Annotated in this window: 9 protein-coding genes; 8 read left to right on the top strand and 1 reads right to left on the bottom strand. The window is 46.5% G+C overall.

All coding sequences use genetic code 11. The features are described from left to right. The first annotated feature begins 156 nt into the window (after positions 1 to 156). From porU to QQL36_RS10265, 7 genes are all read left to right on the top strand, one after another. Positions 157 to 3,504 (top strand): type IX secretion system sortase PorU, encoded by a 3,348-nt coding sequence (gene porU / locus QQL36_RS10235; RefSeq protein ID WP_321569659.1) that lies wholly within the window; start codon positions 157 to 159, stop codon positions 3,502 to 3,504. 108 nt (positions 3,505 to 3,612) lie between these two features. Next, positions 3,613 to 4,800 (top strand): type IX secretion system outer membrane channel protein PorV, encoded by a 1,188-nt coding sequence (gene porV, locus QQL36_RS10240; RefSeq protein WP_083723367.1) that lies wholly within the window; start codon positions 3,613 to 3,615, stop codon positions 4,798 to 4,800. Between the two features lie 108 nt (positions 4,801 to 4,908). Beyond that, positions 4,909 to 5,409: a 2-C-methyl-D-erythritol 2,4-cyclodiphosphate synthase gene (gene ispF / locus QQL36_RS10245; protein ID WP_083723366.1), complete on the top strand. Its 501-nt coding sequence runs from the start codon at positions 4,909 to 4,911 to the stop codon at positions 5,407 to 5,409. 28 nt (positions 5,410 to 5,437) lie between these two features. Then, the gene (dut, locus tag QQL36_RS10250; protein WP_220388762.1) at positions 5,438 to 5,881 is read left to right on the top strand and encodes a dUTP diphosphatase; all 444 of its coding nucleotides are present in this window, start codon (positions 5,438 to 5,440) and stop codon (positions 5,879 to 5,881) included. A gap of 2 nt (positions 5,882 to 5,883) precedes the next feature. Next, complete coding sequence (locus QQL36_RS10255) at positions 5,884 to 7,707, top strand: tetratricopeptide repeat protein (RefSeq protein ID WP_083723365.1); 1,824 nt, start codon at positions 5,884 to 5,886, stop codon at positions 7,705 to 7,707. 16 nt (positions 7,708 to 7,723) lie between these two features. Further along, entirely contained in the window at positions 7,724 to 8,554 is an 831-nt protein-coding gene (locus QQL36_RS10260; protein WP_321569660.1) for a DUF4292 domain-containing protein, read from the top strand. A gap of 22 nt (positions 8,555 to 8,576) precedes the next feature. Then, a complete protein-coding gene (locus QQL36_RS10265) occupies positions 8,577 to 10,064 on the top strand; it encodes a murein hydrolase activator EnvC family protein (RefSeq protein ID WP_321569661.1) in 1,488 nt (495 codons plus the stop codon). 188 nt (positions 10,065 to 10,252) lie between these two features. On the opposite strand, the gene bshA is transcribed toward QQL36_RS10265, so the two are convergent. Further along, positions 10,253 to 11,401, bottom strand: a complete 1,149-nt coding sequence (gene bshA, locus QQL36_RS10270; protein WP_083730275.1) for an N-acetyl-alpha-D-glucosaminyl L-malate synthase BshA — start codon at positions 11,399 to 11,401, stop codon at positions 10,253 to 10,255. Between the two features lie 249 nt (positions 11,402 to 11,650). Here bshA and QQL36_RS10275 point away from each other — a divergent pair, with 249 nt between their 5' ends. Then, on the top strand, positions 11,651 to 13,027 hold the full coding sequence (locus tag QQL36_RS10275; RefSeq protein ID WP_321569662.1) for a M20/M25/M40 family metallo-hydrolase: 1,377 nt from the start codon (positions 11,651 to 11,653) through the stop codon (positions 13,025 to 13,027). Positions 13,028 to 13,030 lie beyond the last annotated feature (3 nt).

The raw sequence follows: 13,030 nt of genomic DNA on the forward strand, positions 1-13,030 counted from the left end.
TTGTTCACAAGGTTTTCCCCTTTTGGTATACTAATATACGGTTTTCAGGATTGCTGTGATATGGTAAGCAATTTTTCCTTGTTCCAGCGTCTACTGGTTGGTCGATTCTGGGAATAAATATAGAGTAATTTTATTATGTTTGCGCAAATTCCCTGCATGAAATTTTATGGACTGTATTACATACTGTTAGGTATGGTGACCTGGCTGTTGCCGGGGCATTCTTCAGCCCGTACATTACCCCATGCAGACCATTCTGTACTTGCCTCCGGCACCTGGTACAAACTGGCCATCCCTGGGGAAGGGATCTATAAGATCGATAAAACCCTGCTGAACAGCATGGGTATCAACACTTCTGCAGAAATTCGCCTGTATGGCACCGGTGGTCGTATGTTACCAGAGGCTGTCGGCAGTACCCGATATGATGACCTCCCCGAGGTAGCCCTGATGCAGACAGATAATTATCTGCTGTTTTATGCCCCCGGCCCTCATAGCTGGAGTTACCAGGGTAGCACTTACACCCATACATTCAATCTTTATAGCGATACCGCTTATTATTATTTACAGGTAGGTACCGGTGGAAAACGTATTGCCACAGATGCTGCCACACCGACGGCGACAAGTACCATTCTGAGCTTTGACTATCATGATTATTATGAAAATGATAGTCTGAACCTGTTGCAGAGTGGCAAACAATGGTGGGGACCTGCTTTCAGCACTACCCAAACTACCAGAACCATCCCTTTTACACTGCCTTTTACTCCTACCTCCTTCAGTATCAATACAAGAGTAGGAGCACGTAGCGGAGGCACCAGCAAATTCGATATCGCTATCAATGGCAATACTGCCGGCTCATTATCACTCAGCGCCATCACCGGCAATATCTTCGAAGCATTTGCCACCACAACTTCCGGCACATTTACCGCAACCCCGGCGGGTACCAGTGCGGCAATAAATTTTACCTTTACCCCGGGTGCCAGTGGTGCTACTGGTTGGTTAGATAATATCAACCTGAATGCACGAATACCCTTGCAATTAACTACGACTACTCCGCTTTTCTTCAGAGATGCCAGCTCAATAGGTCAAACCGCAAAGTTCTTACTACAAAGCGCCAGTGCACAAACAAAGATCTGGGATATTACCGATCCCATTACCCCTATACAACTAACTACCAGCCTGAGTGGCAGCACATTATCATTCACACGTGCAGCCACTTCTCTACATGAATATGTTGCCTTTGAAAATCAGGGGTTACTCACACCCGCGTACATAGGTACTGTCGCCAACCAGGACTTACACGGCATCAGTGGTGTGAATATGCTGATTATCACAACCAATACCTTGTCTGCTCAGGCACAGCGATTGGCTACCTGGCATACATCGCATGATGGGCTGTCTGTACAGGTGGTAGATGTGTCTCAGATCTATACAGAGTTCGCCTCCGGCAATCCTGATCCTACTGCTATCCGTGATTTTATTAAAATGTGTTATGACAGGGGAGGACTGCAATACGTATTATTATTTGGTGATGCTTCATATGATTATAAATATCGTATTAACGGCAATACTAATCTGGTCCCTACCTGGCAAACCACCATTTCTATAGATCCTATTTATGCGTATCCATCCGACGATTTCTTTGGTTTCCTTTCAGATGCCGATGATATCAATGATGCTGGTATGGCGAATCAGATGGTAGTAGGAGTGGGGCGCTTACCGGTTAAGAACACTACCGAAGCCAATGTCGTAGTCAATAAAATAATTAATTACCACAACGCTTCCCGGTTCGGCCGCTGGCAACAACATATCACTTTTGTGGCAGACGATGGGGATGATAACCTGCATTTACAGGATGCTGAAAGCATGAGCGACATCACCACACAACAATGGCCTGCAGGCAGAATCAACAAGATTTACCTGGATGCCTATACAAAAGTATCCGATGCTGGTGGTAGCCGTTATCCATCTGTGAATACAGCCATTGCGGAAGATATGTATGATGGTACACTAATCTGGAATTACACGGGTCACGGCAATTATTCCCGTCTGGCAGAAGAAGTGATCATGGATGCTTCCTCCCTTGCCTCGTGGAAGAACAATACGAAATTACCATTATTCATTACCGCTACCTGCGACTTTGCACCTTTCGACAATCCTGCCTACAATTCGCTGGGTGAGCAGGTCTTACTACAGGAGAACGGTGGTGGCATCGCACTGATGACAACCACCAGGGCTGTATTTGCTGCTTCAAACAAAGTATTGAATGCCAACTACCTGACTAAACTGCTTGCACCCGGTATCGATGGCAGAATGCCTACCCTGGGCACCGCAGCCATGGAGGCTAAGAACCTGACCTACAGCACTTACAGTGATATTCCCAATAACAGGAAGTTTCAGCTCCTTGGCGATCCCGCACTCACACTTGCCTTTCCTCAATATCATGTTGTAACAGACTCCTTGCTGGATGCAAATGGCAATGTGGCTGATACGATGAAGGCTATGGGAAAATACATATTCAAAGCACATGTGGAAGACGCCCAGGGCAATGCCGTAAGCGATTACAACGGTAAAATGTATACTACCGTATACGACAAACCTGCAGCGCAATATACCCTTGCTAATGATGCCGGAAGTACGAAAACCAGTTATTATCTGCAACAACATGTTTTATTTAGCGGACAGCAAACGATAAAAAATGGCCAGATTTCCGGTACCTTTATAGTCCCACTGGATATTGACTATACCACGGGAGCAGGTAGCATCAGCTACTTTGGTACAGATAGCGTGACCACAGCAGGAGGCCTGTATGCCGCATTCCAGGTTACAGGCAGTGCTACGGAAACAGATACTGATACCCAGGGCCCCACAATAAGTGGTTATCTCAATGGAAGTGGATTTGTCAACGGAGATATTACCAGTGAAAACCCGGTATTATACCTACAGCTTTACGACCTTCATGGCATAAATACCACGGGAACTGGAATTGGCCATGATATAGTAGCCACCCTTGATGAAGACAACAACCAGTATTATATACTGAACAACTTTTTTGAGGCTTCGTCGGATAGCTATCAGTCGGGTTCAGTCACCTACCCGCTGTATGGGTTAACCGCCGGGTCGCATACTCTGACAATTAAAGTATGGGATACCTACAACAATTCCAATACTTACACGTTGCGGTTCAAAGTGGTCCAGTCATCGCAGGTACTTTTCCAGAGTGCCGGGTGCTATCCAAACCCCTTTCATGACCAGACATCATTTACGCTTGAGCATAATCAGCAGGGCGAAGACCTTGATGTAACAATCAGGATTTTTACCCTGGCAGGGCAGCAAATAAAAACTATCCGCCATACAATAAATACAGCGGGTAGCCGTTATCTAGGGGCGAATTGGGACGGCAGGAACGATGCCGGAGCCAAAATGTCGCCTGGGATCTATTTCTATAATATCATGGTAAATGCTAATGGCAAGAAGAAGATTTTAGGTGGAAAAGTGATCATATATTGACCTATGCATCAGAAGAATAGACTAGATTCGCAAATCCCTAGCCAGGCCCCTGTTAATGATTATTCTAAATTTGGAATTATTTTTACATTTCGTTCTAAACACTATTGCATGTATAATTGCATGAACAAGACGGTAACAGTAAAAAATCTGATTTTCATCTGTTGCCTGTTTTTTAGCTTATCAACCGCAGCACAAATTACCACCGGCCAGTTGGATGGTCGTACCAACACCATCAACACAGCGGTGCCGTTCCTGCGTATCTCTCCTGATGCCAGGGCTGGTGCTATGGGTGATGTCGGTGTTGCCACGTCTCCTGATGCTAACTCAATCTACTGGAACCAGGCTAAACTGCCTTTTGCGACTACAAGATCTGCCATCTCTGTTACCTACACTCCCTGGTTAAAAGAACTGGTGAACGATGTATTTCTTGCCACGTTAGCAGGTTATTACCAATTGGATGAGTTCCAGACCGTGTCTGGTTCACTGCGGTACTTCTCCCTCGGTACCATCAATTTTACGGACATCAACGGTACACCAACCTCCGATTTCCGTCCTCGTGAGTATGCCCTCGATGCAGGCTACTCCCGCAAGTTGTCTGACCACTTCTCTGTGGCCATCGCTGCGCGTTACATCTATTCGAACCTGGCCAGCGGCGACGTAAACGGTCAGGTGATCAAACCAGGTACAGCCTTCTCTACGGATCTGTCCCTGTTCTATACCAAAGATTTTGAAAAGGATGACGGGGTGAAAAATACCTTGAATTTAGGGGCGGCCTTTACCAATATCGGTACCAAGATCTCCTACACATCCTCAGCTACCAATAAGGACTTTATTCCTACCAACATGGGCCTGGGTACTTCGTACACCTTCGGTCTGGATCAGATGAACAAGATCATGCTGGCCCTGGATATCAACAAACTGCTGGTGCCTACACCAGACAGCAATGGCGATTACAGGAACAAGAGCGTTATCTCCGGTATCTTCTCCTCCTTTGGCGATGCACCCGGCGGTATGTCAGAAGAATTGCAGGAAGTAAGTGTGTCTGCCGGTGGTGAATACTCCTACAACGATCAGTTCTTTGTACGTACCGGTTACTTCTACGAAAACAAAAACAAGGGTAACCGTAAGTATGTAACTGCCGGTATAGGTGTTAAATACAATATGTTCGGTCTGAACTTTTCTTACCTGGTTCCTTCCGGAAATGGTATCCAGCGTAATCCGTTATCCAATACACTCCGCTTCTCGCTTGTGTTTGACCTTGGCTTCAAGGCAGACAGGAACGAGGCTACATGGTAAGATAGCTGATCCTGAAATAGTTAATATTTTTTTAAAATATATAAATCCCTCGGATATTTCCGGGGGATTTTTAATTTGCACCCAGAACCACTTATTATAAAGACAACTATGAGCAAACTGAGAATTGGATTAGGTGTTGATTTTCACCAATTGACGGAAGGAAGAGATTTCTGGCTCGGAGGCGTACTTGTGCCTCACCACCAGGGAGCCCTGGGCCATAGCGATGCCGATGTGCTGCTGCACGCCATCTGCGATGCGATGCTGGGAGCTGCCAGCCTGGGTGATATTGGTGTTCATTTTCCGGATACAGACAATACTTACAAAGATATTGACAGCAAGATCCTGTTACAGCGTACCCAGCAGCTCATTGCTGAGAAAGGCTACCAGGTGGTAAATATTGACAGCACACTTTGCCTGCAGGCGCCTAAGATCAAACCTTATGTACCGCAAATGCAGGAAGTAATTGCCAATATCCTGAAACTGACTACTGAAGAGGTATCTATCAAAGCTACTACCACTGAAAAGCTGGGATTCGTAGGCCGTGAAGAAGGCGTAGTCGCTTATGCGACCGTATTGTTGGAGAAGGAGGAGGGGCCTTATACTCGTTAAACCAGATAATTAATAATATCTTTGTTCAATGGCAGCTATTACAGTCAAAATAATTAACAAATCTGCGAATCCACTCCCTTCATATGCCACAGCTGATGCGGCTGGTATGGACCTGAGAGCAAATCTTGAAACAGCCATCACGCTGCAACCCCTCGAAAGGGTACTGGTGCCTACCGGCCTGTTTATGGAATTGCCTGCTGGTTATGAAGCACAGATCAGACCCCGCAGTGGCCTGGCCTTCAAACAGGGCCTGACTATTCTGAATACACCTGGTACAATAGATGCCGATTATAGAGGAGAAATAAAGATCATCCTGATCAATTTGTCCAACGAGCCTCAGGTGGTTGCACCCGGAGAAAGGATCGCACAAATGATCATTGCGCCTTACATCCAGGTTGCACTGGAAGCCGTAGAGCTGCTCAACGAAACCGACCGCGGAGCCGGTGGTTTTGGACACACCGGAAAATCATAATAATGCACAGGTCTTTTAAAAAGAATGAAACTGCCACCCATCGCGCAATCCACTTGCTAAACAAGAGTCGTTTTGCAGGTGCGTTGTTATTTTTACTGTTGGCAGCTGGCTTTTTAAGTGCCTGCAAAAGTAGCAAGTCCACTACAGCAAAGAGTAGTGGAACTGTATATATCAAAGATCCTACGATCCTGCAGCAGCGTGCAGACAGCTTGTTTTTTGCAGCCGAACGCTCCAAGATCTTAGGTGATTACCGTACTGCTATTACCCAGTTCTCCGATTACCTGCGCCTTATCAAAACCAATCCCACCGCTTATTACGAGCTGTCAAGACTGTTCATCGAAGTCCGTAATCCTGGGTATGCGCTGGGTTTTGCCAGGCGTGCTGCCAGTATGGATACCACCAACAAGTGGTTCCAGATCACCCTGGCCGATGCATTTGGTATAGCCGGTCAGTTTGATAGTGCAGCTGCCGTATATGGTAAGCTGTCTGTTCAATATCCTGACAATGATGAATATCTTTACAACAAAGGGATGTTTCTCACCAAAGCGGAACAACCTGAAGCTGCCCTTGCAGTCTTTGACCAACTGGAAAAGAAAGTCGGTCTTGTAGAAGAACTGGCTATCCAGAAAGAGCGGTTGTTGCTTAAATTAGATAGGGTAGATGATGCTGCGGAAGAGATTCACAAACTAGTCAACCAATACCCCAGCGAAGTAAGGTACTACCTGCTGCTGGCAGATATTTATAACGCCAATGACAGGCAGGAGGAGGCCGTTGCCCTGTATAAAAGCAGTCTGCAGCTGGACTCTGCTAACCCCAGAGCACTGATCGCACTGGCCAACACTGCCAAAAAGAGCGGGGACCACATGCAGTATTGGAGCTATCTCACCAGGGCGTTTGCCAATCCGGATTACAGCATTGACGAAAAGGTTTCATACGTATACCCATACCTGCAAATGCAGGGGACAGATACTACCAAGCTTAGGGAAGGATTACAACTGGCGCAGCTGGTTATAGAAGCACACCCTGAAGAGGCTAAAGCCTATGCACTGCAGGCCGATATGTACTCCCAGGCCAATATGCTGGATAGCGCACTATATGATTACAGGAAAGCAGTGTCACTCGATTCCACACGTTATAGCGTATGGTACCAGCTGATGTGGATTTATAGCCGAAAAGATGATGCGGCTAACTTGCTGAAAGTGAGTAATGTAGTCGCTCAGCGTTTCCCTAAGGAATTTATGGGGCACTATTTTCAAGGGGTGGCTAACTTTTTGCTACAGAATTATCCGGCATCCATCGAAGCACTCAACGAGGCTTTGATAAACGGAAATGTGGACAAGAGTATGAAGGCCGATGTATATTCCCTGTTGGGAGATGCATATCATGCCACGGGGCAGCACGAAGATTCAGACAGCAGTTACGATCGCTCTCTGTTGCTGAAACCGAATGATGCCACCGTCTTGAACAACTACAGCTATTACCTGTCATTGAGAGGTGAGCAATTGCAAAAAGCAGAATCGATGTCCCGCCATTCGCTGGAACTGGAACCGACAAGTATCAATTACATGGATACATATGCCTGGGTGATGTTCAGAATGGGCAGATACGAACTGGCAAAGCAATGGATGGAAAAGGCCCTGCAATCGCAGCAGGCAAAAGATAATCCGGGTATGCTGGAACATTATGGCGATATACTGTTCAACCTCCACGATGTGGACAAAGCCCTGGAATACTGGCGCCTGGCAAAGGAAAAAGGCGCTAACTCTACTGGCCTTGCCCGCAAAATAGCAGAGAAGCGGTACATACTGGCAACAGAACGTGAATAAGGGATAACAAAAGATCATGATGAAGCAAACATTAGCACTGATAACATTAGGTATTGTAAGCACGGGACTGTTTTCATGCAGGCATACCCGACAGATAGCGAGTACGTCTTTTCCTGTAACAGATACTTCAAAACATACTACTGTAGCTGATAGCGCAAGCAACGCAGAAGCCACAGCTTTTAATAAAGATTTGCTGAATAAGCTCCACAGCAATGTAATTGCCTATAATACCTTTTCAGCCAAACTGAAAGTGGATTATGAATCCGATACCAAATCACCTCCTGAAGTAACTGCTAATATCCGCATGACCAGGGATAGCGTGATCTGGATCTCAGTATCCGCACCAATCATTGGTGAAGTAGCACGCGCTATCATCACACCGGATAGCCTCAGGGCAGTGAACAAACTGGATAAAAAGGTGTACCTGCGCGATATAAAAAACGCACAGGATCTTCTCAATATTCCATTCGATTTCAAAACTTTGCAGGACATGATTGTCGGTAATCCGATCTTCCTGACAGATTCTATCTTCCAGGTAGTCAAGACCCCGGCAGTGATCTCGTTCAGTTGTGAAAGCGAAGTATTTATAAGTCTGTTCAACGTATTTGCAGATGACTATGTGTTGCAACAGAGCAAGGTAATGGATAAAGACAATGGGAAAGGACGTTCCTGCGAACTGACCTATGGTGAATACAAAACAATGGGTGGACATAAGTTTGCAACCCGGCGCCGCGTTTTTGTAGAAGCCAAAGGCGTGACAAAGATCAATATGGAATTTAACAAGGTTGATTTTGACGTACCTGTTAGCTATCCATTCACAATCCCTGCTTCTTATTCAAAGGAATAGTCAGTAATGTGCTGTATTGTACATGAAATTTGTAAATTGCCATTTTGCAGCTATCTTTAAAACCATCATGCTGAATCTGAAGAAGTTTCTCCCATTAGTATTAGCAATAGGATTACTACCGGCCTTGCTCTACGCACAGGCGCCCACTCAATCGCGGGAAGAACTTGAGCATAAAAAAAGAGAGCTGCAGAAAGAGATCGATGAGGCGAACCAGGCCCTGAAAGAAACTAAAAAGTCTACCAGGGAAAGCGTAAGCCAGCTGAGAGCACTGAAAGAAAAGATTACCCTGCGCTCACGCCTCATCAATAGTATCAATGAAGAGATCAACTTCATTAACGGAGATATCAATACAGCTTATCGTGACATCAAGACCCTGGAAAAAGACCTGGATACCCTGAAGTCACAATACTCAAAGCTGGTCGTATATGCCTACAAAAACCGTAGTACGTACGACATGCTGAACTTTATTTTTTCTGCTCAGACTTTCAACGACGCGATCAAGCGCTATCAATACCTGAAACAATACCGTGATTATCGTCGCCGTCAGGCAGACAATATCCTGTCTACCCAGGTATTGCTGAACAAGAAGATTGAAAGTCTCCGTGTACAGAAAGAAAAACGCTCTGGTTCCCTGAAGACAGAACAGGAGCAGCGCACCATTCTCGAGGCCGATAAAAAGGAAAAGGATGAGGTGCTCACCGGCCTGAAAGGAAGGGAAAAGGAACTGGTAGCGGATATCAATAAGAATAAAAAGGATGCCCAGAAAGTACAGGCTGCTATCCAGGCGGTGATCCGTCGTGAAATAGAACTGGAACGTAAAAAGGCAGAAGAGGAAGCCCTGGCAAAACGTAAAGCAGTCGAAGAGAAGAAACGTCGTGAAGAAGCTGCCCGTAAAGCCGCCGCTGCGGCCGCCGCAGCAGCTGCAGCCAACAAGGCCGCCGATAATACAGCTAAAAATACGCCTGAACCAAAGCCTGCGGCACCAGAGCCTAAGCCAGAAGTGGTGAAGACCCCGCCGCCAGCACCGGCAGATGACGATAAACCAGTACGTACTGAAAACGTCCTCGAAGCCACACCAGAAGCCCTGGCATTGTCAGAAAGCTTTGAAAGTAACCGTGGTAAATTACCATGGCCAGTAACCTCCGGAAACGTAATTGGTCACTTTGGCCGCCAGCAACACGCTGTAATGGAAAGGATCACCGTAGAGAATGATGGTGTGATCATCGGTACCGCCAAAGGCGCTCCCGTCAAAGCAATCTTTACCGGCGAAGTCAGAAAGGTGGCAGTCATTCCTGGTGGTGGATCGCTCGTCATCATCCGGCATGGTCAGTATTTTACCAACTATGCACGTCTGCAATCCGTAAACGTAAAATCAGGTGATAAAGTAACCACAGGACAGGTGATAGGTACCGCCGGTATAAATGAACTTGAAAACTTAGGTGAAGTAGAATTACAGATCTATAAAGGGGTAGTAAGACAAAACCCTGAATCCTGGATCAGAAGAAAATAAAGAACTAAAGAGGGCCGGTCATAAGACCGACCCTCTTTAGTTAAACCAAAATGAATAGGGCGGGCTGTTTCAGCCCGCCCTATTCATTTAACCCAAAGAGGAAGGAGGCAGTCGTCAGACCGCCTCCTTCCTCTTTTTGCCACCCAAAACTGGTCAAAAGCGAAGCTTTTGACCACAATTCCTGGCTATTATTTTGCTTCTACCAGCGACCTGTTTATCACCTCCTCATACAACGCCTCATACTGCGGTATCACATTACTAATATGAAACCGCTGCGCCTGCTCCAACGCCCCCCGCCTCAATCTCGCCAACTCCTTCTCATCCTTCAGCAACTCAATCGCATGCTTCGCCATACTATCCACATCCCCCACAGCACTCAAATACCCCGTCTCCCCATGTATATTCACCTCCGGCAGCCCTCCCGCATTAGAAGAAATCACCGGCACCTCTGCCGCCATCGCCTCCAGCGCCGCCAGCCCAAAACTCTCATAATCCGAAGGCAGCAAAAACAGATCTGAAATCGACATCACATCCTCCAATTGCTCCTGTTTACCCACAAACCTCACATCATTACACAACCCCATCTCCCTACACATACACTCAATCGCCGGCCTGTCAGGACCATCACCTACCAACAACAATTTAGCCGGCACCTGCTCCCTCACCTGTGCAAACACCTTGATCACATCCGGCACCCGCTTCACCTTCCTGAAGTTCGACACATGCAGCAACACTCTCTCGCCATTCGGCGCAATCGCATCCCTGAAGTGCTTCAACTCCGCTTCCCGACGCTTAAACCGCTCAGTATCAACAAAGTTGTAAATCACCTCAATATCTTTCTCTATCTGAAAATATTTATACGTCTCCTCCCTCAGGTTATGAGACACCGCCGTAATCGCGTCAGACTCATTAATAGAAAACGTCACCACCGGTGCATAAGTCTTATCCTTGCCCACAAGGGTAATATCCGTACCATGAAGTGTAGTGATAAACGGTACCACACGACCCGTTTTACTCACAATCTGCTTAGCGAGGTAAGCAGTAGACGCATGTGGAATAGCATAATGCACATGCAGCAGATCCAGCTGCTGATTGAGAATTACATCCACCATGGTACTACTCAACGCCGATTCGTAGGGAGGGAAGTCAAAAAGAGGGTAGGTAGGTACCTGCACCTCGTGATAATATATATTGGCATGGAAGGCATTCAGCCTTACAGGTTGCTGATACGTGATAAAATGTACCATATGCCCTTTGTCCGCCAGGGCCTTTCCAAGTTCTGTTGCCAGTACGCCACTACCCCCATAAGTAGGGTAACATACTATTCCTATACGCATGTTTATTTTTTTAGAATGGATAACACCGATTGCAGGACGCTTCTTGCAGAACACGGCTTACATCATTACAGGTACCACAAAATTATAACATTTTAAGATGACATATCGGGAATTTGGGATTAACGGCTTCAGCCGGCAGCTGAAATAGGGTATTCCTACCATGGAAACAGCCGCCCATCTATGTTAATTTTGAATTAACAGGTACTAATGATTAGTTTTAGCCCTTAAATTGACCGTGTATATATGTTTATGAGAAGATACATCCTGCCGGTTTTGCTTACATGCACACTGCCGGCTTTAGCACAACAAAAAGAGGACGATTCCCTGGCCTTCCGTCGTATTGCCAACGAAATCCTGACCAACAGTAAGGCTTATGCTAACCTGAAAGTACTGACTACCGAAGTAGGTGGTCGTCTGGCAGGCTCACCTGGCATGGTCAAGGCCGAAAAATGGGGTGTAAAGACCCTGAAAGAAGCCGGTGCTGATACTGTATACTTACAGGAGTGTATGGTGCCTCACTGGGTAAGAGGTGCAAAAGAAGAAGCCCGCATTATCAGCCGTCGCCGTGACTATATACCACCACTGGCTGTACTGGCCCTTGGTAACTCTGTAGGCAGTGGTCCTGCTGGTGTAACAGCTCCTGTAATAGAAATCAGCTCTTTCGAAGACCTGGAAGCAAAGAAAGACCTGGTAAAAGGAAAGATCGTATTTTATAACTACCATTTCAATCCGACCTTCGTACATACCTTCGAATCTTATGGCGATGCGGTGAAGTACAGAGGGCATGGCGCCAGCGCTGCGGCTAAATATGGTGCAACGGCGGTGATCGTTCGCTCTATGTCTCACGGTGCGAACAACTTTCCGCACACCGGTGCCATGAGTTATGACGAGGCATATCCAAAGATCCCGGCAGTAGCCATCGGCCTGGAAGATGCAGACCTGCTGAGCAACCGTCTGAAAGATGAAAAGGACCTGAAAGTATATCTCCGTACCAATGCGAAGATGCTGCCTGACACCATTGGTCACAATGTGATTGCTGAACTGAGAGGTAGTGAGCACCCGGAACAGATCATCACCGTAGGTGGTCACCTGGATTCATGGGATGTAAATGAAGGTGCGCATGATGATGGTACCGGTTGTGTACAGTCCATCGAAATACTGAGAACTTTCAAGGCGCTGGGCATTCGTCCAAAGCATACCATCAGGATCGTACTGTTTGCAAATGAAGAAAATGGTACACGTGGTGGTAAAAAGTATGCAGAAGTAGCCAAAGCAAAAAATGAACAGCATATCTTCGCATTAGAGAGCGATGCAGGTGGGTTTACTCCCCGTGGATTTGCATTTACCATGCCTGCGGAAAAGAGAGCAAAGATCCTGTCATGGGCGCCATTATTCCGCCCTTACGAAGTGACTGATTTTACAGAAGAAGGTGGTGGTGTAGATGTAGGCCAGATTGCAGAAGCAATGGGTATTCCAATGGGAGAACTGTTGCCGGATTCACAAAGATATTTCGACCTGCATCATGCAGCGAACGATGTATTTTCACAGGTAAACAAGCGTGAGCTGGAACTGGGAGCATTTAGCATGGCCGGTTTACTGTACCTGATAGACCAATACGGACTTTAATAA

Source organism: Chitinophaga sp. LS1 (assembly GCF_034274695.1).
Taxonomy (GTDB): Bacteria; Bacteroidota; Bacteroidia; order Chitinophagales; family Chitinophagaceae; genus Chitinophaga.

What these genes read in the sequence shown, in the direction of transcription:
- QQL36_RS10275 (WP_321569662.1), top strand. Translation starts at nt 11,651, where the DNA reads ATGAGAAGATACATCCTGCCGGTTTTGCTTACATGCACACTGCCGGCT.
- QQL36_RS10255 (WP_083723365.1), top strand. Translation starts at nt 5,884, where the DNA reads ATGCACAGGTCTTTTAAAAAGAATGAAACTGCCACCCATCGCGCAATC.
- QQL36_RS10265 (WP_321569661.1), top strand. Translation starts at nt 8,577, where the DNA reads ATGAAATTTGTAAATTGCCATTTTGCAGCTATCTTTAAAACCATCATG.
- porU (WP_321569659.1), top strand. Translation starts at nt 157, where the DNA reads ATGAAATTTTATGGACTGTATTACATACTGTTAGGTATGGTGACCTGG.
- porV (WP_083723367.1), top strand. Translation starts at nt 3,613, where the DNA reads ATGTATAATTGCATGAACAAGACGGTAACAGTAAAAAATCTGATTTTC.
- QQL36_RS10260 (WP_321569660.1), top strand. Translation starts at nt 7,724, where the DNA reads ATGATGAAGCAAACATTAGCACTGATAACATTAGGTATTGTAAGCACG.
- bshA (WP_083730275.1), bottom strand. Translation starts at nt 11,401, where the DNA reads ATGCGTATAGGAATAGTATGTTACCCTACTTATGGGGGTAGTGGCGTA.
- dut (WP_220388762.1), top strand. Translation starts at nt 5,438, where the DNA reads ATGGCAGCTATTACAGTCAAAATAATTAACAAATCTGCGAATCCACTC.
- ispF (WP_083723366.1), top strand. Translation starts at nt 4,909, where the DNA reads ATGAGCAAACTGAGAATTGGATTAGGTGTTGATTTTCACCAATTGACG.